Below are 24910 nucleotides of genomic sequence, written 5' to 3'. Positions count from 1 at the left end.
CCCGGCCGAACTCGCTAGTCCGAGGCCAGTTTCACGTCGACGACAAGTGAAGACCCATCCCGGACAAGGCGGACAGGCACCATTTCGCCGACTTCACGCGCGCGGACCGCGACGAGCAGTTCCGCCGAGTCGCGCACGAGCCGTCCGCCCACTTCCGTGATGACGTCGCCTTCTTTGATGCCCGCGGACGCGGCCGGGCCACCCGGGGCGACGTTGCGGACCTGCGCGCCCATGGTGCTGGAGCCCGCGACGGTCGACGAAGCGTTGATGCCGATGTCGGGATGGACGACCTTGCCGTCCTTGATCAGTGTTTTCGCGATCTTCACCGCGTAGTCGCTCGGGATGGCGAAGCCGATGCCGATGCTGCCGCCCTCGGCGCTGGACGAGCGGATCGCCGAGTTGATCCCGACGAGCGCACCTGTCGCGTCGACGAGCGCGCCGCCCGAGTTTCCGTGGTTGATCGCGGCGTCGGTCTGGATGGCCTCGTAGATCACCGGCGCGCTGCCGCCGTCGCCGCCCGCGGTGACCGGGCGGTTGAGCGCGCTCACGATGCCCGCGGTGACCGAGTTCTGCAGCGCCAGCGGCGAACCGACGGCGATCACCGAATCGCCGACGGCGAGGTCGGACGACTTCCCGACCTGCAACGCGGTCAGGTTCTTGACGTCGACCTTGACCACGGCCAGATCGGTTTTGGCATCGGCGCCGACGATCTTCGCCTCGACGCGTTTGCCGTCGAAGAACACGGCGGTGACCTTGGTGGCCGAGTCGGCCGTCGCGGCCGAGATCACGTGCTCGTTCGTCAGCACGTAGCCCTGGTTGTCGATGACGACGCCGGAGCCCTGCTGGCCCGCGTCGGCGCCGGGTTTGAAGACCTCGAGCGAGACCACGGCGGGCGCCACCCGGTGGGCGATGTCCGCGATCGAGCCCGCCGGGCGTTCCTTGGCCGCGTCGGCCTCGGAGATGCTGGCCTGACCGGTCAGTTCGGTGCCGGTGTCGGCGAACCACCAGCCGATCAGCCCGCCCGCGGCGCCGATGACCAGCGCGACGCCGGCGAGGATCGCCAGCGCCTTCGTCTGCACGCGCCGCCCGAAGAGCACCTCCGGAAGGCTCAGCAACGCACCTTGCGGGCGCTTCGCGTCCTTCTCGGCTTCTGACTCCTGCTGCACGGCTGGTCCGGCGAGGACGGCGCCGGACGAGGGATCGCGCCACGGATCCGAGGTCGTGGTCCAGAGCGGGTCTTCCGCGCCGTTCGCGGACGGTTCGGAGCCGTTGGTGCCGTGCGGACGCTCCAGCACGACCCCTTCGGCGCCCGGCGGGCGGCGGAAGGCTTCGGCGAGCGATTCCGGTGTCGGCGGCGCCAGGTTCACACCCGGCGTGGCCTGCCCGTTCGTACCGGGCTGGTACAGCTTGTCGAAGGCGCCGTCGACGCCACGCGGCCTGCCGAACGTGGCCGCCTGCGCCGGATCGACGGCGGGCCGGGCCAGCGGGCGCGGCGCGAGCCGATCCCCCGCCGGGTCACCAGGCTGCTGAGGATTCGCGTTCGGCTGCTCGGTCATCATTCCCCGGGGCTGAGATCAGGTTGGCCGGACGCGAGAGTACGCCAAGCCTCGTCCTGGATTCTGCCGTGACCACGGTGAAGTGCGCGTTGATTCCCCGGAACACCAAGAAAAGTGACACTTGAAGCAACCATGTCCCACTTCTGGCAGTCTAACGGTCATGTCGGAGAACCCGGGGGCCCCTTTTCCGCCCCAGAACGCCCCTCACCAGCAGTGGCCCCAGCAGCAGTGGCCGCAACAGCAGGGCTGGCCGCAGCAGCCGCCCAAGAAGAAGGGGTTGTCCACCAAACTGAAAGTGCTGCTGCTCGTCGGCGCGCTCGTCGTGGTCGGCGGCGGGATCAGCCTGATCCTCGTGCTGAAGGCTGTCGCCGGGCCGGAGAAGCAGGCGAAGAGCCTGACCGAGGGCGACTGCGTCGTGCTGACCGGCTCCGGCAAGGAGGCCGATGCGGTCAAGACGGCGTGCGATTCCCCTCAGGCGCCGTACGCGGTGAGCCTCACCGGTCTCGACAAGGGTGAGTGGGAGTGCAAGGAAGGCTTCTACCGCTACGCCGTCCCTCGGCCGGCTCGCGGCGACGGCGTCGCCCTGTGCTTGGCGATCAACGCCAAGGTCGGGCTGTGCTTCGACGACATCGAGAGCAAGACCCCGCCGCCGTTGAAGGACTGCGGCTCGGCGCGGCTGAGGATCAGCGAGGTCTTCCCGCAGTCGAGCATGGTGAACAGTCCGTGCGCGGAAGGCACGGCGGAGGTCATCTCCTACGCCAGCTACGGGACTTCGAACTTCAAGAGCGCGACGATCTGCTTCGTCAAACCCTGACGAAGCGGATCAGCGGGCCGACACGGGCACGGGCAGGCTGGACGTGCTCGGGCTCGGCGCGGGGCTGCGCGGCGGCTCGGGCTTCGCGCCGCCGCCCAGCTGCGCGGGCAGCAGTCCGGCGTTGACGCCCTGCGGGGGCACGAACCCGGGGCCCGGCTGGTCTTCGGTGCCGTCACCCGAGGTCGCGACCAGGGCCAGGGCGCTCAGCACCAGACCCGAAACGACGACTCCGGCGCCCTGCGCGTACTTCCGGCGAGCGACGCCGAACCGCCCGCCGCCGAGGACGTTCGGCGACTGGCCCAGTGGCGCCGATGATCCCAACGGAGCCGTGCCGCCCAGCACTCCGGTGTCACGAAGGCCGGCGACCCTGTCGGGCCGCTGGATGGCCACCAGCTGACCGTCGGCCGTCATCGCCAGGTTGTCCGGCGCGCCGGGGAGTTCGGTGTTCTGCGGGATGGAGCACAGGCTGGCCAGGAAACCCGCCGACATCGACGGGGCTCCCGCCTGCTTCACGGCGGTGACGGCCTGACGCTGCGCGGTGACCTCGGCCGCGCACGACGGGCAGCGGGCGATATGCGCCGATGCCCTGTCCTGGGCGCCGAGAGTCAGCTCGCCGTCCACGAAGGCGACGATGGCGTCCGGAAGCAGATGCGACTCGGGGAGTCCCCAGCCTCGCGGTGCGGTCATACCCCCACCTTCGCAGACTCCTGCGCCGCGGCGCGACGACGCTCCAAAGAAGCGCGAAGTGCCTGGCGGCCACGGTGGATCCGGCTGCGCACGGTGCCGAGTTTGACACCGAGAGTGGCGCCGATCTCCTCGTAAGAGAGGCCTTCGACGTCACACAGCACGACCGCGGCACGGAACTCGGGCGGCAGCTCGTCGAGCGCGGCCTGCAGATCCGGGTCGAGATGGGTGTCCGAGTAGACCTGCTCCGGGCTCGGGTCGTCACCGACGATGCGGTCGGTGTCCTCGGGGAGGCCTTCCATCCGCACGCGTGAGCGGCGGCGGGCCATGTCGAGGAAGAGGTTCGTGGTGATGCGGTGCAGCCAGCCCTCGAACGTGCCGGGCTTGTAGGACGCGAGGGAGCGGAAGACCCGGATGAAGGTCTCCTGCGTCAGGTCCTCGGCGTCGTGGGCGTTACCGGTCAGGCGGTACGCCAGCCGGTACACGCGGTCGGCGTGTTCACGCACGACCTCGTCCCATGACGGCGGCGTCCATGCGGCCTCGTCCACGGTCACCGGCGTGACCTGGTCCGCTTGCTGGTCCTGCATCGTGTCCTGCATCGGGGAAGTAGGCACCTCCATCAGCGTCTTCTCCCAACTACTCCACCCAACGCGGGCGATGTGCACGGTGTTCCCGTTGTCGAGGACCAGTCTGTCCGGCCTGCTTATGTTTCTAGTGAGACTGGACTGAGAAGAGGCTGAGAAGTCGGTACCAGGGAGTCTTCGCCGTTTTGTCCACAGGCAGCGCTAACCTCCGCGTGTGAATTCCGGGACGCATGCGGGCTCGCCTGCCGAGGCCGCCGACGCCGACCTCGTCGACGGGTACCTCCCCGACGACGAGGTTCTGGCCACCGCGCGGGCACGGTCGGCCGATCTGGGGTGCGGTCCGCTGAGCGCGGGCGCGGGCGCGACCCTGCGTTTCCTCGCCACGACGCTGCGCGCGAAGGCCGTCGTCGAGGTCGGAACAGGGGCGGGCGTGAGCGGATTGTGCCTGCTCAGGGGCATGGTCGACGACGGGATCCTCACTTCGATCGACATCGAGCCCGAGTACCACCGGGCGGCCCGGTCCGCGTTCCGGGAGGCCGGTTACCCGCCGGGGCGGACCCGGCTGATCATGGGTCGCGCGCTCGATGTCCTCCCCCGGCTCACCCCCGGCGGCTATGACCTGGTGTTCGTCGATTCGGCGCCGGTCGAGTACCCGAGTTGCTACGAGAAGGCCGTCGCGCTGCTGCGGCCCGGCGGGATACTGGCGTTCCACAACGTCTCAGGGGCCCGAGTGACGGATCCCTCACGGCGCGACCCGGACACGCTCGCGCTGCGCGAGGTCGCGCGGGCCTTCCGCGAGGACGACAGGCTGGTCCCGGCGCTGCTGCCGGTGGGTGGCGGGCTGCTGGTCGGCGCGATCGCGTAGCAAGGGACCTTTGCTATCGCCGGGGCTCAGACGCGCTCCGTGAAGGCCTCCTTCCCTACTTTGAGGGTAGGGAAGGAGGCCTTCACGGACTTGGGGACCACCGCCACCACGGCCGCCGCGGCCAGGGCTAGCCAGCAGGCGGTGAGCACGATCAGCCAGCTCCAGCCCGCGTGCCCGTAGACGGTCGCGCCGACAGCGCCGCCGATGCTGCTGCCGAGGTAGTACGACAGCGTGTAGAGCCCGCCGACCTGGCCTCGGGCGTTCTCGGGCGCCTCCGCGGCGGCCCAGCCGTTGGCGACCGCGTGCGCGGCGAAGAACGCGCCGGTCAGCACCACGAAACCGGCGATGACCAGCGACAGCGAGTCGGACAGCGTCAGCGCGGCGCCCGCGATCGTGAGCAGCAACGCGCCGGCGAGGGCCCGGCGACGTCCGAACCGGCCGACGAGCCTGCCCGCCGTCGCCGACGAGACCGAGCCCATCGCGTAAGCGAGGAAGACGAGCGACGCGATCGCGGGCGAGAGGTTCAGCGGCTCGCCGGTCAGGCGGAATCCGGCGGCGTTGTAGAGCGCGACGAACGAGCCCATCGCCAGCAGCGCGACCGCGTATTGGACCAGCAGCACGGGCTTCCGAACGGCGGCGCCGAGGCCCGCGAGGACCGCCCGGCCCTGCTCACGAAGCACCTCTGACCTGCGGCGATCCCCGGAGGTGATAGCAAAGGTCCCTTGCTCCCCCGGCGGCAGGGCGAGCACCGTGACCACCGCGCAGACCAGTCCGATCACCGCGACGACGAGCAGCGCGCCGTGGTAGCCGAACGGTCCGGCGGTGAACCCGGCCGCGAGCCTGCCGACCATGCCGCCGACGGTGTTCCCGGCGATCATCGCGCCCACCGCCGCCGCGAGCCCGGCCTTGCCGAGCCGTTCCGCGAGGTAGGCGGCGGCCACCCCGGGGAACCCCGCGATGGCGACCCCCTGCAGGGCTCGCAGCACGAGCAGCGCCGGGTAACTGGGCGCCAGCGGCAGCAGGAAACCGAAGACGACCGACAGGACCACCGAAGCGATGATCACCGGACGACGTCCCACCACCTCGGAGAGCGCCGCGATCGGCAGGACGGCGATCGCGAGCGCACCGGTCGCGACGCTCACCGCGAGCGAAGCGCCACCGGGATCGAGGTGGTACTGCTCGGCCAGCTGCGGCAGCACCGGCTGCGGCGCGTAGAGCAGGGCGAACGACGAGATCCCGGCCGCCGCGACGGCGATCGTCACGCGGCGGGTGGTTCCGGTGGCAGGCACGATCTCGAAGCTAAGCCGAGCTAATCAATACGTCTAATACGCTCATCTGTCACAATCGATACCGTGCTGAATGAAAGGATGACCGCCCAGCTAGCCCCCCAGCTCGCGCTGCTCACCGCACTTCGCCGCACGACGAACGTCACACGTGCGGCCGAACTGCTCGGCGTCCCGCAGCCCACGGTGAGCCGCCGGATCTCGGCGCTCGGCGACGCCCTCGGCGCTCCGCTGACGGTCCCCGACGGCCGCGGCATCCGGCTCACCCGAGCCGCCGAACTGCTGGCCGACGCCGCCGAACGCGCCCTCGCCGCCGTCGACGCCGGGGTCCGCCAAGCCCGCGAGGAGGTCGACCCCGGATCCGGGCACGTCGTGCTCGGCTTCCTGCACCTGCTCGGCCGGTCGCTGGTCCCCACCATGCTCCGCGGCTACCGCGCGGACCATCCGGGAGTCCGGTTCACGCTGGTCCAAGGCTCACGTCAGGACATGGTCGACAGGCTGACCAGCGGTGAACTCGACCTCGCGCTGCTCGCGCCCGCACCCGTCGAAGACCCGCTGCTCGACACCGCCGTGCTCGCCGAACAGGAGATCTTCCTCTCCGTTCCGACCTCGCACCGCCTCGCCGACCGGCCCAGTGCCGCCATCGAGGACCTCAAGGACGAGGAATTCGTCCTCCTCGAGACCGGCTACGGCCTCCGCACCATCACCGACGACCTGTGCGCCGCGGCGGGCTTCGAACCGAAGATCGCCTTCGAGGGCCAGGAGTCCGACACCGTCCGAGGACTGGTCGCGGCCGGGCTCGGGGTCGCGCTGCTCCCCCGGTTCGAACCCGGCAGTCCGGCGGGCGTCGCCGAAGTCCCGCTGGTGCCGCCGGTCGGCCGGACCATCGGGCTGGCGTGGCGCAAGGACGTGATCCCGACGCCCGCGGTAATGCGGTTCCGGGAGCGGGTCCGCGCGGAGCGCTGGTGACGATCGTCAGGGGTGACTCCTGACGATGGTGCAAGGCGGAGCCGATGTCGCTTTCGCTAACTTAGGGTGAATGTACGACGACATCGTGGAGATGGCGGGCGAGAGCCCCAGCTGGCTTCAGGCCTCAGGCGTCCTCTTCACCGACGCGGGAATGCTGATCTTCGCCGCTCTGATGGTCTGGGTCCTCTGGCGGTCCCGCACCTCGCCCACCCGAATCGCGGTGTCGCTGCTGATGCCCACCGCCGCGGCGATCGCGTACGTGATCAGCGAAGGCGCGAAGAGCGTGATCCGGGAAGACCGGCCGTGCCGAGGCCTCGTCACGCTCGTCGACTGCCCACCGGTCGGCGACTGGTCCTTCCCGAGCAACCACTCCACGGTCGCGGCGGCGGCCGCCGTCGGACTCGCCCTCGCCTGGCGAAGGCTCGCGCCGTGGGTGCTCCCGCTCGCCCTGCTGATGGGCTTCTCCCGGGTTTTCGTCGGCGCGCACTACCCGCACGACGTGCTCGCCGGACTCGTCCTCGGCTCCGTGACGGCGTGGCTCGTGTTCCGGTACCTGAAAGGCCCCGCGACCGGGATCGCCCGACGGCTCACCGCGCACGCCGGTGACGCGCCGACCCAGCCCATGCCCAGGGTCCGCCCGCGGGGCGATAGCAAAGGTCCCTTGCTCCCGCCCCGCAGGTGAGGCTGACGTGGCACAACGCGAGCGAGGGGCATCGGTCGGGGATTGGAGAGGCACGTCCGTGAAGGCCTCCTTGCCTACCTTGAAGGTAGTGATGGCGGGCCGGTATTTGCTTACCTACGTCTGACTTGCGTGAGGACGGCTGGTTGCGCGGGGTCCGTCCGGTCACGGACCGGTGGCAGGCAACTCGAGTGGGGAGGATTTGGGACGTTGAACGTCCCAAATCCTCCCCACTCGACCGCCAGCCACACCAGTGGGCAAGCAAATACGAGTCCCTGAAGGAGGCCTTCACGGACTCGAGATCCGGCCCTCGGGCCAGGCGATAGCAAAGGTCCCTTGCTCCCGCCCCGCAGGTAACCGCAGGTCAGGCGTAAGAAGCGACCAGCTCGACCAGCGTCCGCGCCGCGAATCCGGTGGCTCCCGGGACGACGTCGGCGTAGGTCTTGTCGGCCCGCGCGGGGCCGGCGATGTCGAGGTGCGCCCACGGCACGTCGCCGACGAACTCCCGCAGGAACAACGCCGCGACGATGCCGCCGGGGCCGCCCGGCGCCTGCCGGATGTCGCCGAGCGAACCCTGCACGGTCTCGGCGAGGTCCTCCAGCAGCGGCATCCGCCACCAAGCCTCGCCGACCCGCTCGCCCGCCTTCGTGACCCGCTCCGCGAGCGCGTCGTCGGTGGCGAACAGGCCACCGGTCCGGACGCCGAGCGAGACCTTCATGGCGCCGGTCAGCGTCGCCGCGTCGATCACGGCGTCCGGTTTGTGCTTCTTGATGCCGTAGACGAGCGCGTCGGCCAGGACCATGCGGCCCTCGGCGTCGGTGTTGCCCACCTCGGTCGTCTTGCCGCCGTAGTGCCGGACGATGTCGCCGGGCCGGTACGACGAACCGGACACGTGGTTCTCGGCGGCGGGCACCAGCCCGGTCACCTTGACCGGCAGGCGCAGCGCGGCGATCGCGCGGACCGCGGCGATGATCGCCGCGCCGCCCGCCATGTCGGTGCGCATGAGGTGCATGCCGTCAGCCGGTTTGATCGAAAGACCACCGGTGTCGAAGGTGATGCCCTTGCCGACCAGCAGCAGATGCGTCGCCGCCCCGCGTGGCCGGTACTCCAGCTCGATCAGCCGCGGCGGAGCCGCCGAACCGCCGCCGACGGCGAGGACGCCGCCGAAGCCCTGCTCCGCCAGCCACTTCTCGTCCCGGACCGAAACGGTCAGGTTCGGGATGCCGCCGGCGACGCGCGCGGCGGTGTCGGCGAGCCAGGCGGGAGTCTTGATGTTCGACGGCGCGTTCGCCAGGTCGCGGGCGAACGAGGCGGCCGCGGCGAGTTCACGGATCCGCTCGAGCGCCTTCTCGTACGCGGGCACGGCGCGTTCGTAGCGAGTGAGCAAACGCACGGTCCGCAGGCTCGGCTTCGGCTCGTCGGCGGTCACGGTGAACCGGTAGCCGCCGAGCAGCAGCCCGAAAGCCAGCTCCTCGAGGTGCTCGGCGCCCACGTCCTCGGGCAGTTCGACGGCGAAGCCGCGGAACGCCTTCTGGCCCGCCTTGACGTCCTCGTCCAGCGCCGCCGAGACGGCGCGGACCAGCGCGGCGCCGGCCTTGCGGTACTGCCGCGGTTCGCCGTCGCCGACGCCCGCCAGCCAGCGGACGCGGCCGGTCGGCACGGTCTGCACGTCCCCGGCCTTGCCGGTGGGCCGCACGCCGCCGATCTCCGCGAGCCCGGCGTCACCGTCCTCTTCGGACGGCGCCGCGATCAGCGTGGCCAGCGGCGTACCGCGCCGCAGGTCGTCCGAGACTTCGAGTTCGAGCAGCTTCCCCGGAACGGGGGGTAGCGGGTTACGCACAGTGAGCGACCTCCGGGCGCAGATGAACCGCGACCCCGGCCTCCGAACGGAGACCGGGGTGCGGGTGGTTGAACGTAGGTGCGGTCCGGGCTCAGCCGGTGACCTCCTGCAAGGCCGCGCCGAGATCCTTCGCTTCTTCCGCGGAGAGTTCGACGACGAGGCGCCCACCACCTTCGAGTGGTACGCGCATCACGAGGCCCCGCCCCTCCTTAGTCACTTCGAGGGGACCATCTCCGGTCCGGGGCTTCATGGCCGCCATAGCGTGCTCCCTCCGTCTCAACCGGCGCGCCCGGGTCGCGCTCGTCAAAGCCAGCCGGGTCTACTGTCCATTGTCCCTCATCAGCGGCCGAGCGCGAACGCGGACCGATCTTTTGCCGCCGTATCGGTGCTGGTATGCGGCTCGCGAGGCTGAAAGACTTCCTCTCAGACCGCAGTTTCGCCGACTAGGAGATCCCGTGACCACATCCGACGTTCTGCTGACCGCCGACGCCGATGGCGTGCGCACCTTCACGCTGAACCGGCCGCAGGCGTACAACTCGCTGACCGTCGAACTCAAGGAACTGCTGCTGGCGGGCCTGACCGAGGCCGCGGCCGACGACAGTGTCCGCGCGGTCGTGCTGACCGGTTCGGGCAAGGCGTTCTGCGCCGGACAGGATTTGAAGGAGCACGTCGGGCTGCTGCAGGCGGGTGACCCGGCGCCGCTACACACGGTCAAGGAGCACTACAACCCGATCGTCAAGACGATCGTCGGGATGCCGAAGCCGGTCATCGCCGCGGTGAACGGCCCGGCGGCCGGCGCGGGCGCGGCTTTCGCGTACGCGAGCGACCTCCGGATCGCGGCGACGTCGGCGAACTTCCTGATGGCGTTCGCGAACGTCGGCCTCGGCCCGGACTCGGGCGCGTCGTGGACGCTGCAGCGGCTGATCGGTCTCGGCCGCGCGGCCGAGCTGATGCTGTTGGCGCGCACGGTCGACGCGGCCGAGGCGCTGACACTCGGCCTGGTCGGCGAAGTCGTCCCGGACGAGGAATTGGCGGCCCGCGCGCAGAAGGTCGCCGCGAAGCTCGCGGCGGGCCCGACGGTCGCGTACGCGAAGATCAAGAACGTCCTGTCCGTCGCCGCCGAGTCCTCGCTCGAGGAAGCTCTCGCCGCCGAGGACGACGCGCAAGCCGCGCTCGGCGCGACCGCCGACCACACCGAGGCCGTCGAGGCCTTCGTGGGCAAGCGCAAGCCGACCTTCCAGGGCAAGTAGGCGAACGGCCCGGTACTGGCAAATTTCGCCAGTACCGGGCCGTTCCCAGCGCACGGAACACCCATCGGGACCGGTACCGGGCGACCGCGATTAGCCTCCCGGCGTGACCCCGACCCACCTCGAGGCGAAGGCCGCGGAGCACGGCCTCGGCGACTGCCTCACCCGCTACCGCCGCAGGCCGGGAGCTGTCGGGACCTTCTTCGCTTTCGCGCCACTCGCGGGGGCGTTGGCGCTCGGGGTTCGCGAAGGTGACATGACCGGAGCACTGGCCATCGTGCTGTTCCTGTGGCCGCCGCTCTTCCTGTGGTGGTGCATCTCGACGAGAAAGCGCCTCGACGGCGGCCTCTACGTCTTCACCGGGGGTTTCGCCGACGTCCACGGGCGCAAGGTCCAGTGCGTGGTCACCTGGCCGATGATCCGCTCGGTGAAGTACCGGACCCGCTCACTCTGGGCCGGTCTGATTCCCGTCGCGTCCACCGCACGGTGTGTGGTCGAACTGCGGAACTTCCAGAAGATCGAGCTCGACGGCAGTTACCGGAAACTGCGGCAGCTGGCCGAAGACCTGCACGGCCACATCTAGGCCCGGAAGCAGTCCTTCACGTGGTCGTCGACCATCCCCGTCGCCTGCATCAGCGCGTAACAGGTCGTCGGCCCCAGGAACACGAAGCCGCGCTTCTTGAGTTCCTTCGCCATCGCCTTCGACTCGTCGGTGATCGCCGGGACGTCGCTCATCGTGCGAGGCCGCTTGTGCCGTGAGGGCGCGAACGACCACAGCAGGTCGTCCAGCGAACCATCGAGTTCCGAGATCGCGCGTGCGTTGTTGATCGCCGCCAGGATCTTCGCCCGGTTCCGCACGATCGACGCGTCCTGCATCAGTCGTTCGACGTCGTCTTCGGTGAAGACGGCGACCTTCTTCGGCTTGAACTTCTCGAACGCCTTCCGGAACGAGTCCCGCTTCCGCAGGATCGTGATCCACGAAAGCCCGGACTGGAAGGACTCCAGGCACAAGCGTTCGTACAACTCCTCGTCACCGTGGAGCGGGACGCCCCATTCGGTGTCGTGGTACTCCACGTAGTCCGGGGCCGAGTTGCCCCACGAGCACCGCTTGATCCCGTCCGCGCCCAGCAGACCCGCCTCAGCCAACCCGGTACCCCTCCGCGTACTTCACGAATTTCTGCAGGCACAACCGCAGCCCCAGTTCGAATCCCGGTTTCGCGACCGGCCAGCCGAGCCGTCCGACGACGCCGAACGGCGGCCGCAGATGCTCCGCCCAGACGAACGTCGACGAATGCGGCCCCTTCTCGATCACCTGGAACACCCCGGTGCCCTGCACGATCTTGCCGAGGTGCTTCACGACGCACCGCAGCGGTGGCTCCCAGCTGGTGATCTCCATGGTGTCGGTGAACCCGATCCCGGCGACGCCGGTGAAGGCGGACAGTTTGGAGCCCACACTGCGCCCGTTGCCCTCGACGACCTTGACCTCGGTGCCGAGCATCCATTCGCCCTGGCGTTCCCAGTCGGTCAGGGCGAGCCAAGCCGTCCCGGCCGGTACCGCGACGTCGACGGACACGACGACATCGGTCACCTGGCGCCCTCGCGCTCGGCCTCCAGCTCGGCCACCTTGGACCGCAGTTCTTCGATCTCGACGCCGAGCCGCCGCATCACCCAGTCCACTTCGGACATCTTGTACCCGCGCAGCACCATCTGGTAGCGGACGGCGTAGACGTCTTCGGCGGTGATGTCCTCGGCGGGCAGCCTGGTCGGCGAGCTGCCGGGGGGCAGCGGGGCCAGCTCCTCACCCCTGCCGAACACCACGGCGGCCAGCAAGAACACCACCGCGGCCACCAGCAGCATGACTACGAGATAGATCAGGGCGGTCGTCACGTCACGATCGTGGCACACGAACGCCACGATCGTCTCGCCAGCAACGCGAGTCGCACGCTGACCACCACCCAGAGCACCATCAGGATCCCGCACGGCACCGACAGGAACAGCCGTGACGCGTCGATGAGCCCGGTGGCGAACACCAGCAGCGCCACCGAGAACAGGTTCAACCCGACGGCCTCGCCGATCAGCACGCCGGCGGTCCTGACCAGCCGTCTCCCGTCCATCCGCCGCGAGAGCCAGCGCATGCAGACGAGCGCGAACACCCCCAGCACCGGCACGACGAACACCGAGCCGTGGCTGAACTGGGCGATGTAGAGGTACCAACCCGGTGTCGGCGTGTCGAGCCGCGACCAGTCGCCGAAGGTCCACTCGCGGGCGAACTCCCAGGCCAGCTGCATCACCGGCACGCCGATGATCAGCTTCCACAGGGTGCGGGTCCCGCTGTCCATCCCCAGTTCGGCCTGGTAGTCCCGCGCGATCAGGTGCACCGGCCCGAAATCGTCGACGGCGCGCCGTTGCGCGTCTTGCTCGCTCCAGCCTCCCTCGCGGTACGCGTCGGCGGCGTCGTTGAGCCCGTCCCGTGCCTCGCGCAGCAGATCCCGCTTCGCGGACGCCGGACCGTCCAGCCGCGTGCGCAGCTCGCCGAGGTACGCCTCGATCACCGTCATGCCGTGCTTCTCCGTCTCCGCGCGGCGACCGTGAGCCGCATGCTGAACAGGATCCAGGTTGCGGACAGGACCGCGCACGGCACGCTGACGATCAGCCTGGCGGGCTCCAGGAACCCTGTCGCGCCGCCGTACATCGTGACCGCGAGAAGATTCAGCCCCACCGCCCCGGCCAGCGACCACGAGACCACGCGGGCGATGGACGGCCCTTCCCGCCGCCGCGAGAGCAGCCGGGCGACGATCACCCCGCCGACCGCGACCATCGGGGACAGCGCGGCCAGGATGTCGGCCGCGCCGATCGCGCGGTAGTACCAGGACGGCGGATGGCCCAGCCGCGTCCAGTCGCCGGAGCTCAGCACCCGCGCGAGATCCCAGGCGAGGATCAGCATCGGGACGCCGACGATCAGCTCCCACAGGACGCGGATGTCCCGCCGTAGTCCCAGTTCCGCCTGGTACTCGCGGGCGATCAGGTCGGCGGGGCCGAAGTCGGCCACGGCGCGGCGTTCGGCGTCCGCCCCGTCGATACCGCCCTCGCGATAGGCCTCGGCCGCGTCGTGCAGACCGTCCCTCGCCTCGGTGAGCAGATCGGCCTTGGCCCCCGCCGACCCGCTCAACCGTCTGTCCAGATCATCGATGTACGCCTGGATGGCGGTCATGCCGTGCTCCCCCCGAGGACACCGCCGATCACGGTGGTGAACTCCTGCCATTCGGCCCGTTCCGCCGCCAGCGCCTTCTGCCCGGAGCGGGTGAGCTTGTACGTACGACGTTTGCGGCCGGACACGACGTCCCACTCGCTGGCGAGGAATCCGGCGCGCTCCAACCGGCGAAGCGCCGGGTAGACGGTGCCCGTCGGCAGGTCGAGCGCACCGTCACTGCGGAGCTGGAGCGCCTCGATGATGGCGTACCCGTGCAGCTTCCGGCCGTCGAGGACGGCGAGGAGCAACGCGTCGAGGTGCCCGCGCAGGCTGTCGGCCTTCATAGATAGACAGTCTACACATCGCCGCCTACCAGGGTAGCCGGGTCTTTCCGGGGGCGGCCTCAGGGAATGTCCCGGAGATGACCCTTAATTCATAGATTTTGTGCCTACATGTAGCCAGCCTACGTATACAGTGCATCGGCATGGACGCACTCCCGATCGCGAGACTCCAGTTCGCGACGACGACCTCGTTCCACTTCCTGTTCGTTCTGCTCACACTGGGGCTCGTGACACTCGTCGCGGTGATGCAGACACGCTCCGCATTCGGCGGTAAGCCGGAACTGACGCGGATGACACGCTTCTGGGGCAGGCTTTACGTGATCAACTACGCGCTGGGAATCGTCACCGGAATCGTGATGGAATTCCAGTTCGGGCTGACCTGGACGGGCCTGTCCACGGTCGCGGGCGACGTCTTCGGCGCCCCGCTGGCCATCGAGACGCTGGTGGCGTTCTTCGCCGAATCGACCTTCCTGGGGCTGTGGATCTTCGGCTTCGGAAGGCTGAACAAGTGGGTCCACCTGGCACTGATCTGGCTGGTCACGCTGACCGCCTACGCCTCGGCGCTGTTCATCATGGTGGCGAACTCGTTCCTGCAGAACCCCGTCGGCACCCACGCCGAGAACGGCGTGCTGAAGCTCGACGACTTCGGCGCCCTGTTCACCAACCCGGCGCTGGCGATGTCGCTGCCGCACGTACTGAGCGCGGCGCTCATGACCGGCGGATTCTTCGTGGTCGGCGTCAGCGCGTACCACTTCATCAAGCGCACCAAGGAGATCGAGTTCTTCCGGCGGTCGATGCGGATCGGCGTGCTCACCTCGCTGGTCGGCGCCGCGATGGTGATCGGCTTCGGCTTCGCCCAGTTCGGCCCGCTCGGGGAGTACCACCCCGGCAAGCTCGAATCACCGGAACCGCTGGTCGGCGCCCCGCTGGGGCTCATGATCCAGATCGGTTTCATCGCCTTCCTCGCTTCGATCCTCGGCACGCTGCTGCTGTACCGGAACTGGATCACCAAGGTGCGGCCGCTGCTGTACCTGATGGTGCTGGCCATCCCGCTGCCGTTCTTCGCGGCCATCTCCGGCTGGCTGGTGCGGGAGATCGGCAGGCAGCCGTGGCTGATCCGCGGTCACCTGAGCACCGCCGACGCCGTCGCGTCGATCCCGGCCGGGCAGATCCTGTTCTCCTTCATCGCGTTCACGGTGCTGTTCGCGGCACTCGCGATCGCCGATTGGGTGCTGATGTCACGGGTCGCCAAACGCGGCCCGGAACCCGAAGAAGAGGCGACCGCGCCTCGTGCCGAACTTCCCGTCCTGAGCGGAGTCTGACCCATGGTGATCCTGTGGTGGTGTGTACTCGGTTTCCTGATCTCCGGCTATTTCGCGCTGGCGGGCTACGACTACGGCGTCGGGATGCTGCTCGGCAGGCTCAGCCGTGACGAGGAGGGGCGGCGGCGCGTGCTCGGCGCCTTCGGCCCGTTCTTCCTGGCAAACGAGGTCTGGCTGGTGGCCGCGGTCGGCGTGCTGTTCGGCGCTTTCCCGCATCTGGAAGGAAAAGTGTTCTCCGGGGCCTATCTCCCGGTCGTGGCCCTGCTGCTCGGGCTGGTCACGTTCACCGCGGCGGTGCAGTTGCGCAGCAGGCGGCCGGACGCCGGTCGCGGCGCCTGGACGCTGGCGATCACCGTCGGCGCCTGGGTGACCGCGGTGTCCTGGGGCGTCTTCCTCGGCAACCTCGTCCTCGGGCTCCCGCTCGACGCCGAGGGACATCCGGCCGGCGGTGTCCTCGCCGTGTTCGATCCGTACGCGCTGGTCTGGGGTGCCGGGTTCGTCGCGCTGTTCGCCTTGCAGGGAGCGGCTTTCCTCGCCGTCCGGGCGCCGGCCGACTTCACCGCCCGCGCGAACCGGATCGCCAAGGCACTGCTCGCGCCCGCACTCGCGTTCCTGGTCGTGGCGGTCGTCTGGGGCGCCGTCGAGACCACCGCGTCGTGGACCGTGCTGCCCGCGATCGTGCTGGCTTTCGGCGCTTGGGGCGCCGCGTCCGTCGCGGTGCGCGCGGGCAGGCACAAGGCGGCGCTGATCGCGACGATGGTGTTGTCCGCGTCGCCGGTGCTGGCCGTCGGGACACTGCGCCTGCCGGACGCATTGGTGTCCTCTGTGGACGGAGGATTCTCGCTGAGCCTGACGGAAGCGGCCACGAACACCGAAATGCTCGGCCTGCTCACCTTGGTCCTGCCGCCCGCGCTGGTGGTGATCGCCGCCGTGCAGTGGGTGACCTGGCGCAGGCACGGCGACCGCGTCGACCGGCGCTCGTTGCTGCACTTCTAGGAGCCGATGATGCCTCCCCTTCCCGGACTGCGGCGCCATTTCGGCGTTCTGGCCGTCCTCGGCACGCTGACCGCCGCGGCGATCCTCGTCCAGGCGGACGGTCTCGCGACGCTGCTCACCGGCGGCGGCGTGACCTGGACGCTCGCGGCCGCCATCGCGGTGCGGGCGCTGCTCGCGGGCGTCCAGGGTTCCGTCGGCGGCCGGTTCGCGGCGATGGTCAAAGCCAAGCTGCGCAACCGGCTTCTCGGCGCGGAAGCGGAGCAGCCGGGCGAGGTCGCGGCCCTGGTGACCAAGGGCATCGACGCGGGCGACGCCTACTTGACGGGCTATCTGCCGACGGTCGTGCTGTCGGCGATCGTGCCGGTCGCGGTGCTCGTCCGGCTGTTCGCCGCGGATCTGGCGTCGGCGCTGATCATCACCGCGACACTGCCGCTGATCCCGGTGTTCGCGATCCTGGTCGGCCAGCACACCAAGGCGAAGACCGCCAAGCAGTGGGCACTGCTTTCCAGGCTGGGCGGGCATTTCCTCGACGTCGTGCGCGGACTGGGCACGCTCAAGGTGTTCGGGCGCGCCGAGGCGCAGGCCAAGACGGTGCGGGCGATGGCGGACGCGCACACCGACGCGACGATGCGCACGCTGCGGGTCGCGTTCCTGTCCGCGCTGGTGCTGGAACTGGTGGCGACGCTGTCGGTGGCGCTCGTCGCGGTGCCGATCGGATTCCGTCTGCTGGAAGGCGGGATGGTTGTGCACACCGCGGTGCTGGTGCTGCTGCTCGCACCCGAGGCCTACCTGCCGTTGCGGGCTGCCGGGGCGAAGTTCCATGCCAGCGCGGAGGGGCTCGCGACGCTGCGGGAGGCGCTGGCCGTGCCGTCGGAGGAGAGCGTCTGGGGATCGCAGATGGCCCGTCGCGGTGCGCCGCGGATCGAGCTGGAGAAGGTGAGCGTCGCGTACGGCGACGAGATCGTGCTGTCCGAAGTGGACATGACGATCGAGGCGGGCGAGCACGTCGCGCTCGTCGGTCCCAGCGGTTCCGGGAAGAGCACACTGCTGGCTGTCCTGCTGGGCTTCGTCACGCCGACGTCCGGCCGGGTCCTCGTCGACGGCGTCGACCTGCGCGAACTCGATCCGGCCCCGTGGCGGGCCGGGACGGCGTGGGTGCCGCAGCGGCCGACGCTGTTCACCGGGACCGTCGAGGAGAACATCGCCATGGGCCAGGTGCCGGACGTCCAGGCGGCGGCTCGCGCGGCGGCGTTCGACGAGGTCGTGCGGGGGCTGCCCGACGGCTACCGGACACGGATCGGGGAACTGGGCGCACCGCTTTCCGCCGGGCAGCGGCAACGGCTCGGGCTCGCCAGGGCGCTGGCCCGCACGGAAGCGGGCCTGGTGCTGCTCGACGAACCGACCGCGAGGCTCGACGCGGAGACCGAAGCGGCCGCGCTCGGCGCGACCCGCGAACTGCTCACCGGCCGGACGGCGGTGCTCGTGGCCCACCGGCCCGCGATGGCCGCGCTGGCCACCCGCGTCCTCGAAGTCCGTGATGGTTTCCTGAGAGAACGGGAACTGGTGTGAACGTCTGGGGTGTGTCCACCAAGGATGTCGTCCGGCTGATCCGCGCCGGGCTGATCGCGGCCGGGGCGGAACTGGCCGGGCTGGCGCTGATGGCCACCGCCGCGTGGCTGCTGCTGAAGGCGGCCGAACAGCCGCCCCTGGCGTCGCTGACGGTGGCGATCGTCGCCGTGCGGACGCTGGCGTTGCTGCGTGGTGGGCTGCGCTACGCGGAACGGCTCGCCGGGCACGAAGTCGTCTTGCGTTATCTCGGCGCCTTGCGGACGCGCGTGTACACGTCGTTGCTGCCGCACCGGGTTCCCCGGCATTCCGGCGGCGACCTCGTCACGCGGCTGGTGTCCGATGTGGACGCCGTGCAGGACGCGATCCTGCGCTGCCTGCTGCCCGCCGGTGTCGCCGCCTTCGTGAGCGTCGTGTCGACCACGTTCGCACTGATCGTCAGCCCGGCGGCCGGGCTCGTGCTGGCGCTCGGGCTCGTCGTCGCGGGGGTCGGCCTGCCGTGGCTGTGCGTGCGGATCACTCGTACGGCGGCGGAAGTGAGCGCTCCGGCGCGGGCCGACCTCGCCGAACGGACGGTCGAGCTGATCACCGGACGGCGGGAGCTGATCGCTTACGGCGTCCATGAGTCCACTGTGGACGCAGCACACAGCGCTGTCGACGCGCTCGCCGTCCGGGACCGGGCAACGGCGAACCGGACCAGCCTGCTGAGCGCGGCCGGGATCCTCGTCCAGCTGCTGACCTGCGTCACGATCGCGCTGACAGCCGGGGTTTCGCCGCCGCTGACGGCTGCTCTGGCCCTCGGCGCGCTGACCGTGTTCGAGCTGGTCCTCCCGCTGACCGCGGCCGCCCAGCGCTGGGTCGAGGTCCGGGCGTCGGCGAGCCGCGTGCGCGCGCTGCTGGCGGAACCCGCTCCCGTGCGCGGGACGCTGGTGCCCGAACCCGGACACCTGCGGCTCGAGGGCGTCGGCGTCGTCTTCGAAGGCAGGGCTCCGGCGCTGGAGGATGTCGACCTGGACCTGCCGCCGGGCAAGCGGGTCGGGATCCTCGGGCCGAGCGGGGCCGGGAAGACGACGGTGCTGAACGTCCTGCTCGGTTCCGTGGCGCCGACGTCCGGCCGGGCTTTGCTCGATGGTCGCGCGCTCGACGAGTACGACCCCGTTCTGCTGCCCGCGGTGGTCACCGGCGCGCTCGCGGACGCGCACGTCTTTCACACGACGGTCCGGGAGAACCTGCTGCTCGCGAAGCCCGGTTCTTCGGACGCCGAGTTGCTCGCGGCGTGTGAAACGGCGGGTTTCGACCTGCCGCTGGACCGTGAGACCGGTTCCGACGGCGACGCTCTGTCAGGAGGGCAGCGTCAGCGGCTCGTCCTCGCGCGGGCGGTGCTGGCCGCGCCGCCGGTCCTCGTGCTGGACGAACCGGTCGAGGGGCTGGACCCGGAACATGGCGACGCCGTCCTGGCGGACGTGCTCGCTGCCGCACGCGGCACCGTCGTCCTCGTGACGCACCGTGAAGCGCACGTGGCGGGCTTCGACGAGGTGCTACGACTCGGTTAGGCCGCGCACTTCCCGCATCGGGGGGCGGTCACTGATCGACACCTCGGCGACCTCCGGCAGCCATTCGTCCTCTAATTGCACGAATTGGGTGAGCTGAGCCGGGTCGTCCGATTTGATGCCGCAGCGCGCGAGCGCCGTCCCGAGGATCTGCCGGGCCATCACACCCAGCTGAAGCAGCGAACGGTTGCGATGCTTGCGTACGCCGAGGTTGACCTGCGCGAGCCCTTCGAGGCCGTAGCGCGCTTCGGCGTCGAGGATGAGCCCGATCTCGACGCCGTACCCGGCCGCGAAGGGCACGGACTCGAGGAACTCGCGTGTCGCGGCGTACTCGCCGCCGAGGGGCTGGATGAGCGCCGACAGCGACGGGCGCAGCGCCGAAAGGACCGGTCGTGCCAGCAACTCGGTGACCCGGCCACCGCCGCTGCTCTCCAGCCGCAGCGGCCGCCGGTAGAACCCCTTGACCAGATGGACGCCGTCTTCACAGAGCAGGGGCCCGAGCAGGGTCGGCACGAAGGCCGGGTCCGGGTCGACCAGGTCGGAGTCGAGGAAGACGACGACGTCACCGGTCGTCGCGGCCAGCGACCGCCACAGCACCTCGCCCTTGCCCGGCACCGGCGGCAGCCCGGGGAGCACGTCCTCGCGGTGCACCACCCGCGCGCCGGCGCGTGCGGCGAGCTCGGCGGTCGCGTCGGTGGACCCGGAGTCCATCACGACCAGTTCGTCGACGACCGTGCCCAGCAGAGGGCGGACCGTGCCGACGACGTCGGCGACGGTGTCCTCTTCGTCGAGTGCCGGTAGCACGACCGAAACCGTGCGGTCACCCTTCGCAGCGACGATGTCGTCGAGCGTCCAACCGGGGTTCTGCCACGTACGCCGCTCGAACCAACTCATGAGTAGTGATCGTGCCATGCTGGACTCCGACACCCCGTCGATGGAGGAACCTTGCTACCGCTACTCGTCCGATTCGTACTCGGTCCGCTGGTCAGGGCCCTGTACCGCCCCGAGATCCGCGGCGTGGAGAACATCCCCGCCGAGGGGCCGGTGCTCCTGGCACCCAACCACCGGGCGGCGCTGGACACCGGCGTGATCACTTTCACGGCGATGCGGCAGGTCAAGTTCCTCGGCAAGGCGGAGTACTTCACCGGCCGCGGCCTCCGGGGCAAACTGATGGCGGGTTTCCTGGGCGGCCTCGGCTACGTCCCGGTCGAACGCGGCAACGCGCAGGCCGGTCTCGCCGCGCTGGAAGCGGCGCGGAAGGTGCTCGACGCGGGCGGCGCTTTCGCGATCTACCCCGAGGGCACCCGCTCGCTGGACGGGCGGCTGCACCGCGGCCACACCGGCGTCGCGGCCTTGGCGCTGGCGACCGGCGCGAAGGTCGTTCCCGTCGCCCTCTCCGGCACCGAAGACCTGCAGCCCGCCGGGAAGCGGATCCCGCGGCGGGCGAAGATCACGGTCACCTACGGCGAGCCTCTGGACTTCTCGCGGTACGAGGGACAGGACTCGTCGCCGGCGATCCGGCGCTCGGTGACCGACGAGATCATGTACGCGATCCTGGAGCTTTCGGGGCAGGAGTACGTCGACTCGTACCATAAACGCCCTGATCAGAGCGCTGCCTGACGCCTCGGCGATAGCAAAGGTCCCTTGCTTCCCCGCGCGGCCTCCTTCGCGAGGCTGTGTGGAAATAGGGACGTTAGATGTCCCTAAATCCACACACCCCCCCCCGCCTCGGCGATACCAAAGGTCCCCCGCTCCCCCGACCGCGATCCAACCTCCTCGGGACAAGGTGACCGTGTGGATTTTGGGACGTTGGATGCCCCAAAACCCACACAGTCACCACTCGCCGATCCACCAGCGATACCAAAGGTCCCCCGCTCCCCCAGCGCGGCCCCAAGTACGTGAAGGCCCCCTTCCTTGCGCTAGGCGCAAGGAAGGGGGCCTTCACGTACCAAAAACCCTACTTAGCCCACTTAGGCCGCGGAGGAGGGACGTAGTCCGCGAAGCTGTCCAGGAGCAAAGAAGCGTCCGAGTCGATCGAGAGCATGTCCCGGTACCCCGCCGCCAGGAAGCCCTCCGACACCATGTGGTCGGCGAACTTCAGCAGCGGCGCGTAGTAGCCACCGACGTCGACCAGCCCGATCGGCTTCTCGTGCAGCCCGAGCTGAGCCCACGTCCAGACCTCGAAGAGCTCCTCCAGCGTCCCCGCACCGCCGGGCAGCGCGAGGAAGCCGTCGGACAGCGCGGCCATCTTCGCTTTCCGCTGGTGCATGTCGGCGACGACGTGCAGTTCGGTCAGGCCCGCGTGCGCGATCTCGACGCTGCCGAGCGCCTCCGGGATCACGCCGATCACCTCGCCGCCCGCGGCCAGCGCGGCGTCCGCGATGACGCCCATGGTCCCGACGGAGGCGCCGCCGTAGACCAGTCCGATCCCCCGCGAGGCCAGCAGCGTGCCCAGCGACCGCGCCTCCTCCGCATAGCGCGAGTCGAAGCCCATCGAGGAGCCGCAGAAGACGCACACCCGGCGTGGAGCCGCCATCAGTGGGTGTCCTCCCATGCCTGGTACGAGTCCTGCACGACGCTCACGGCATCGTCGATGTCGTCGGTGACGTGCAGCAGGTCGAGGTCCTTCTCGCCGATTTTGCCCTCGGCGAGCAGCGTCTTGGCGATCCAGTCGTACAGGCCGCCCCAGTAGTCGCTGCCGAACAGCACGACGGGGAATTTCGTGACCTTCTTCGTCTGCACCAGGGTGAGCGCCTCGAACAGCTCATCGAGCGTGCCGAAGCCGCCGGGCAGGCAGATGAACGCCTGCGAGTACTTGATGAACATCGTCTTGCGGGCGAAGAAGTACCGGAAGTTGACGCCCAGGTCGACCCACGGGTTCAGGCCCTGCTCGAACGGTAGCTCGATGCCGAGGCCGACGGAGAACCCGCCCGCCTCGTTGGCGCCGCGGTTGACCGCTTCCATCGCGCCGGGGCCGCCGCCGGTCATCACCGCGAAGCCCGCGTTCGCGAGCGCGCCGCCGATCTTGCGGCCGAGTTCGTACTCCGGGTGGTCCCGTTTGGTGCGTGCCGAGCCGAACACGGTCACCGCGCGCGGCACCTCGGCCAGCGCGCCGAAGCCCTCGACGAACTCCGCCTGGATCCGCAGCACACGCCACGGGTCGGTGTGCACCCAGTCACTCGGTCCCCGCGAGTCCAGCAGGCGCTGGTCGGTGGTGCTGCCCTGGTCACGGCGATCCCGCCGCAGCACGACCGGGCCCTTGTGGCGCTCGATCGGACGTTCCGGGTACTGGCCGTCGGGGAACTCGCTTGTCTCACTCACCCCGCCAAGACTACGACGTCGTCACCGTCCGGAGCGGCAGCATCGCCGCGAACAGGAGTTGTCGGGTACGCGAACGCGGGGCCCGCCGTCCGGTGGGCCCCGCGAAAGCGTCTAGGAACGCCCGGTCAGCGCGAACGCGAGCATGGCCGTCGAGGTGAAGTCGATGGCGGGCTCGTTGCTCGGCCAGGAGGCCAGGTCGTCGGTGTAGCGGGACTCGGTCGTGTCGAAGGCGTCGAACGGCTTCGTGCACTCCTTCGCCCCGGCGGGGAACGGCAGGTCCGCGAAGTGTTCCGCGCCGTTCGGTCCATTCACGACAGCGCCGTAGAGCACCTTCTGCTCACCCGCGAGGTTCGCCGCCTGGTGGTGCGGGCATTTCGGCGACGTCGTGCCGACGCCGACGACCAGCGACACACCCCACGCGTTCGCGCCGAGGGTGAAGTTCCGTTGCTGCGAACCGAAGGCCGCGTACCGCCGGTCACCGGTCACGTCCGCGTACAGCCGCTCGGTCGCGGCGAACCCGAAGCTCTTGCTCGCCGCGTCGAAGTCCTTGACCGAGACAGCCGTCCGGAAAGGACTCTTCGCCGCGCCGGCGACACCTTCGTCGAGCTGACGCCGGAGGTCGCCGATCAGCTCCTTCGGACCGAGCGCGGCACCCGGGACACCGTGCCGCAGGAGCTTCGCCAGTTCGGCGTGCGCCAGCGCGCTGGTGTCGTACAGATTGAGCGTGCTCTTCTCCTCGAGATCGATGTACGCCTTCGCCCAATGCGCCGCCTGCCGCGTCCACTCGATCGCCCTCGGGTCCCGCAACGCCTTGCCCGCCAAGGCGAGCTGCGTCGCGCCGAGTTCCATGTCGTCCCGCCAGGACGATTCCGGGTAGTACGCGTGCGGGAAGGCGGTGACGAGTTCGCCGACGTCCTTCGTCTTGGCCTGCGCGAAAACCGAGGCCGCCTCGGCGAGGTACTTCCGCGCCAGCACCGGGTTCCGCTTCGCCTCGACCTGGGCGCCGAGCGCGAACGCCGCCGCCACCCGGCCCGCCAGGTTCGGGCTGAGCGCCGAACCGCCGGGGTTCGCCGGGAAAACGGGCCGGTGCTTGACGAAGTACTTGGGGTCACCGGGTTTCACGTCGAGCGGATCGTCGTCGTGCGGGTTCCGCCAGACGTCGTGGTCGCCGAGGAAGCCGAACTTGTCGCTGCCCGTCCCGATCCCGACCTGGGCGTAGAGCGTCTTGTTCCGCGAGTCCCACATCTTGTCGAGCCAGTCGAGGCCGAGCTTGACCTCCTTGGCCAGCACCGGGTCGTAGCCCTCGCGGAGCACGTAACCCAGTTCCGCCAGCGAGTACGCCGTGTTCGAGGTGAACTTGACGAAGTCGCCCGCGTCGACCCAGCCGCCTTCGACGTCGATCGGCCCGCCGATCGGCTTCAGCGGTTCGGCGATCTCGTCGCCGCCCTCGCCGACGAACACCGGCCAGTCGTAGACCGTGGCCTGTTTGTCGGCCAGATGCGACGGTTTGCGGTCGAGACGCCCGGGGATGATGTCGTCACCGTCGCGCTGTGCCTGGAAGAACTCGTTGGTGGCACGGACGAGCGGCGTGAAGAGCCGGTCCTTCGTGTCCACCCGGAACGTCGGCGACGTCGCCTTGGTCTCGCCGCTGACCTCGATCCGGTACTTGCCCGGCAGCCAGACCTTCGACAGGTCGAGCTGGTACACCGCCGGGTACTTCGCGTTCCACGCGCCGAGCGACTGCCCCGTCCGTCCACGATGGACGGTCCGGCCGCGTTCGTCGACCACCGAGAACGACCCCGGCGCGCTGGACAGCAGATAGGCGTACTTGGTTTCGGTGAGGCCGTAGCCGACCTGGTCGACCCGCACCTCACCCGGCACCGCCGCCGCGGCCGAAACCACCGGAACCGTCAAACCCCCGAGGACCAGTGCCGAAACCGCCGCCACCGCCCGGGACCAGGAACTCACCATCATCGGCGCCCCGCTCACGACTAGTCAGATTAGTTAAGAAAGTTTCCTTTTTATTGCGCAAGACGCTAGCCGTCGGGACACGTGCAGTCAATATGTCCGATTCGCCGGGTAAAAGTCACATGATTCGCCACC

At 69.6% G+C, this 24910-nt stretch carries 27 protein-coding genes; 11 read left to right on the top strand and 16 right to left on the bottom strand.

What is annotated here, in order from left to right; all coding sequences use genetic code 11:
- Positions 1-14: 14 nt before the first annotated feature.
- Complete coding sequence (locus tag HDA45_RS26370) at positions 15-1556, bottom strand: S1C family serine protease (protein WP_184899665.1); 1542 nt, start codon at positions 1554-1556, stop codon at positions 15-17.
- 160 nt (positions 1557-1716) lie between these two features.
- On the opposite strand from HDA45_RS26370, the gene HDA45_RS26365 reads away from it, so the two are divergent.
- Positions 1717-2370, top strand: a complete 654-nt coding sequence (locus HDA45_RS26365; RefSeq protein ID WP_184899663.1) for an LppU/SCO3897 family protein — start codon at positions 1717-1719, stop codon at positions 2368-2370.
- A 9-nt stretch (positions 2371-2379) separates the two neighbouring features.
- Here HDA45_RS26365 and HDA45_RS26360 read toward each other — a convergent pair whose 3' ends face one another.
- Together HDA45_RS26360 and sigE are read right to left on the bottom strand one after the other, a co-directional pair.
- Entirely contained in the window at positions 2380-3057 is a 678-nt protein-coding gene (locus HDA45_RS26360) for an anti-sigma factor family protein (RefSeq protein ID WP_184899661.1), read from the bottom strand.
- The gene (gene sigE, locus HDA45_RS26355; RefSeq protein ID WP_378316435.1) at positions 3054-3674 is read right to left on the bottom strand and encodes an RNA polymerase sigma factor SigE; all 621 of its coding nucleotides are present in this window, start codon (positions 3672-3674) and stop codon (positions 3054-3056) included. Before sigE ends, HDA45_RS26360 begins: the two co-directional genes overlap by 4 nt.
- 178 nt (positions 3675-3852) lie before the next feature.
- Between sigE and HDA45_RS26350 the strand changes: the two genes are divergently transcribed.
- Positions 3853-4503, top strand: coding sequence for a class I SAM-dependent methyltransferase (locus HDA45_RS26350; protein ID WP_184899659.1), 651 nt, complete (start codon positions 3853-3855; stop codon positions 4501-4503).
- 26 nt (positions 4504-4529) lie between these two features.
- Here the strand turns inward: HDA45_RS26350 and HDA45_RS26345 are convergent, their stop codons facing one another.
- Positions 4530-5765: an MFS transporter gene (locus tag HDA45_RS26345; protein ID WP_184906063.1), complete on the bottom strand. Its 1236-nt coding sequence runs from the start codon at positions 5763-5765 to the stop codon at positions 4530-4532.
- Between the two features lie 105 nt (positions 5766-5870).
- On the opposite strand from HDA45_RS26345, the gene HDA45_RS26340 reads away from it, so the two are divergent.
- Together HDA45_RS26340 and HDA45_RS26335 are read left to right on the top strand one after the other, a co-directional pair.
- Positions 5871-6755 (top strand): LysR family transcriptional regulator, encoded by an 885-nt coding sequence (locus HDA45_RS26340; RefSeq protein WP_184906062.1) that lies wholly within the window; start codon positions 5871-5873, stop codon positions 6753-6755.
- 70 nt (positions 6756-6825) lie between these two features.
- Positions 6826-7437, top strand: coding sequence for a phosphatase PAP2 family protein (locus HDA45_RS26335; RefSeq protein WP_184899657.1), 612 nt, complete (start codon positions 6826-6828; stop codon positions 7435-7437).
- 361 nt (positions 7438-7798) lie between these two features.
- Here HDA45_RS26335 and HDA45_RS26330 read toward each other — a convergent pair whose 3' ends face one another.
- Both HDA45_RS26330 and HDA45_RS26325 read right to left on the bottom strand, forming a co-directional pair.
- Positions 7799-9274, bottom strand: a complete 1476-nt coding sequence (locus HDA45_RS26330) for a leucyl aminopeptidase family protein (protein WP_184899655.1) — start codon at positions 9272-9274, stop codon at positions 7799-7801.
- 91 nt (positions 9275-9365) lie between these two features.
- Positions 9366-9533 (bottom strand): DUF3117 domain-containing protein, encoded by a 168-nt coding sequence (locus tag HDA45_RS26325; RefSeq protein ID WP_005155393.1) that lies wholly within the window; start codon positions 9531-9533, stop codon positions 9366-9368.
- 196 nt (positions 9534-9729) lie between these two features.
- On the opposite strand from HDA45_RS26325, the gene HDA45_RS26320 reads away from it, so the two are divergent.
- Positions 9730-10524, top strand: a complete 795-nt coding sequence (locus HDA45_RS26320; protein WP_184899653.1) for an enoyl-CoA hydratase-related protein — start codon at positions 9730-9732, stop codon at positions 10522-10524.
- Positions 10525-10627: 103 nt separating this feature from the next.
- Complete coding sequence (locus tag HDA45_RS26315; RefSeq protein ID WP_184899651.1) at positions 10628-11104, top strand: hypothetical protein; 477 nt, start codon at positions 10628-10630, stop codon at positions 11102-11104.
- Here HDA45_RS26315 and HDA45_RS26310 read toward each other — a convergent pair.
- Genes HDA45_RS26310 through HDA45_RS26285 form a run of 6 tightly spaced genes read right to left on the bottom strand, consistent with a single transcriptional unit; the run spans position 11101 to position 14055 of the window.
- Positions 11101-11667: a DNA-3-methyladenine glycosylase I gene (locus tag HDA45_RS26310; RefSeq protein ID WP_184899649.1), complete on the bottom strand. Its 567-nt coding sequence runs from the start codon at positions 11665-11667 to the stop codon at positions 11101-11103. The genes HDA45_RS26315 and HDA45_RS26310 overlap by 4 nt on opposite strands.
- Positions 11660-12109, bottom strand: a complete 450-nt coding sequence (locus tag HDA45_RS26305; protein WP_184899647.1) for an SRPBCC family protein — start codon at positions 12107-12109, stop codon at positions 11660-11662. The genes HDA45_RS26310 and HDA45_RS26305 overlap by 8 nt, the downstream gene beginning before the upstream one ends.
- Positions 12106-12408, bottom strand: a complete 303-nt coding sequence (locus tag HDA45_RS26300) for a DivIVA domain-containing protein (protein ID WP_184899645.1) — start codon at positions 12406-12408, stop codon at positions 12106-12108. The genes HDA45_RS26305 and HDA45_RS26300 overlap by 4 nt, the downstream gene beginning before the upstream one ends.
- Positions 12405-13079 carry a permease prefix domain 1-containing protein gene (locus HDA45_RS26295; RefSeq protein ID WP_184899643.1) on the bottom strand — a complete coding sequence of 225 codons (675 nt, stop codon included), beginning with the start codon at positions 13077-13079 and terminating at the stop codon, positions 12405-12407. The genes HDA45_RS26300 and HDA45_RS26295 overlap by 4 nt, the downstream gene beginning before the upstream one ends.
- Positions 13076-13732 carry a permease prefix domain 1-containing protein gene (locus HDA45_RS26290; RefSeq protein ID WP_184899641.1) on the bottom strand — a complete coding sequence of 219 codons (657 nt, stop codon included), beginning with the start codon at positions 13730-13732 and terminating at the stop codon, positions 13076-13078. The genes HDA45_RS26295 and HDA45_RS26290 overlap by 4 nt, the downstream gene beginning before the upstream one ends.
- Positions 13729-14055: a helix-turn-helix transcriptional regulator gene (locus HDA45_RS26285; RefSeq protein ID WP_005155407.1), complete on the bottom strand. Its 327-nt coding sequence runs from the start codon at positions 14053-14055 to the stop codon at positions 13729-13731. Before HDA45_RS26285 ends, HDA45_RS26290 begins: the two co-directional genes overlap by 4 nt.
- Before the next feature lie 140 nt (positions 14056-14195).
- On the opposite strand from HDA45_RS26285, the gene HDA45_RS26280 reads away from it, so the two are divergent.
- Genes HDA45_RS26280 through cydC form a run of 4 tightly spaced genes read left to right on the top strand, consistent with a single transcriptional unit; the run spans position 14196 to position 19489 of the window.
- Positions 14196-15374 (top strand): cytochrome ubiquinol oxidase subunit I, encoded by a 1179-nt coding sequence (locus HDA45_RS26280; protein ID WP_184899639.1) that lies wholly within the window; start codon positions 14196-14198, stop codon positions 15372-15374.
- Between the two features lie 3 nt (positions 15375-15377).
- On the top strand, positions 15378-16370 hold the full coding sequence (locus HDA45_RS26275) for a cytochrome d ubiquinol oxidase subunit II (RefSeq protein ID WP_184899637.1): 993 nt from the start codon (positions 15378-15380) through the stop codon (positions 16368-16370).
- 9 nt (positions 16371-16379) lie between these two features.
- Positions 16380-17939 (top strand): thiol reductant ABC exporter subunit CydD, encoded by a 1560-nt coding sequence (gene cydD / locus HDA45_RS26270; protein WP_184899635.1) that lies wholly within the window; start codon positions 16380-16382, stop codon positions 17937-17939.
- Positions 17940-17950: 11 nt separating this feature from the next.
- Positions 17951-19489 carry a thiol reductant ABC exporter subunit CydC gene (gene cydC / locus HDA45_RS26265; RefSeq protein ID WP_343072154.1) on the top strand — a complete coding sequence of 513 codons (1539 nt, stop codon included), beginning with the start codon at positions 17951-17953 and terminating at the stop codon, positions 19487-19489.
- Here cydC and HDA45_RS26260 read toward each other — a convergent pair.
- Positions 19475-20380 (bottom strand): glucosyl-3-phosphoglycerate synthase, encoded by a 906-nt coding sequence (locus tag HDA45_RS26260; RefSeq protein ID WP_184899631.1) that lies wholly within the window; start codon positions 20378-20380, stop codon positions 19475-19477. The genes cydC and HDA45_RS26260 overlap by 15 nt on opposite strands.
- A 51-nt stretch (positions 20381-20431) precedes the next feature.
- Between HDA45_RS26260 and HDA45_RS26255 the strand changes: the two genes are divergently transcribed.
- Positions 20432-21106 carry a lysophospholipid acyltransferase family protein gene (locus tag HDA45_RS26255; RefSeq protein WP_184899629.1) on the top strand — a complete coding sequence of 225 codons (675 nt, stop codon included), beginning with the start codon at positions 20432-20434 and terminating at the stop codon, positions 21104-21106.
- Between the two features lie 337 nt (positions 21107-21443).
- Here HDA45_RS26255 and HDA45_RS26250 read toward each other — a convergent pair whose 3' ends face one another.
- The 3 genes from HDA45_RS26250 to HDA45_RS26240 form a co-directional block, all read right to left on the bottom strand.
- Positions 21444-22022, bottom strand: a complete 579-nt coding sequence (locus tag HDA45_RS26250; protein WP_184899627.1) for an LOG family protein — start codon at positions 22020-22022, stop codon at positions 21444-21446.
- Positions 22022-22807 carry a TIGR00730 family Rossman fold protein gene (locus tag HDA45_RS26245; protein ID WP_184899625.1) on the bottom strand — a complete coding sequence of 262 codons (786 nt, stop codon included), beginning with the start codon at positions 22805-22807 and terminating at the stop codon, positions 22022-22024. Before HDA45_RS26245 ends, HDA45_RS26250 begins: the two co-directional genes overlap by 1 nt.
- 111 nt (positions 22808-22918) lie before the next feature.
- A complete protein-coding gene (locus HDA45_RS26240; RefSeq protein ID WP_184906061.1) occupies positions 22919-24781 on the bottom strand; it encodes a glycoside hydrolase family 9 protein in 1863 nt (620 codons plus the stop codon).
- Between the last annotated feature and the right edge of the window lie 129 nt (positions 24782-24910).

The sequence above is a fragment of the Amycolatopsis umgeniensis genome (assembly GCF_014205155.1).
Lineage (GTDB): Bacteria > Actinomycetota > Actinomycetes > Mycobacteriales > Pseudonocardiaceae > Amycolatopsis > Amycolatopsis umgeniensis.
Note: the sequence above shows the minus strand (reverse complement) of the source record. Positions and strands in the feature narration are given on the sequence as shown.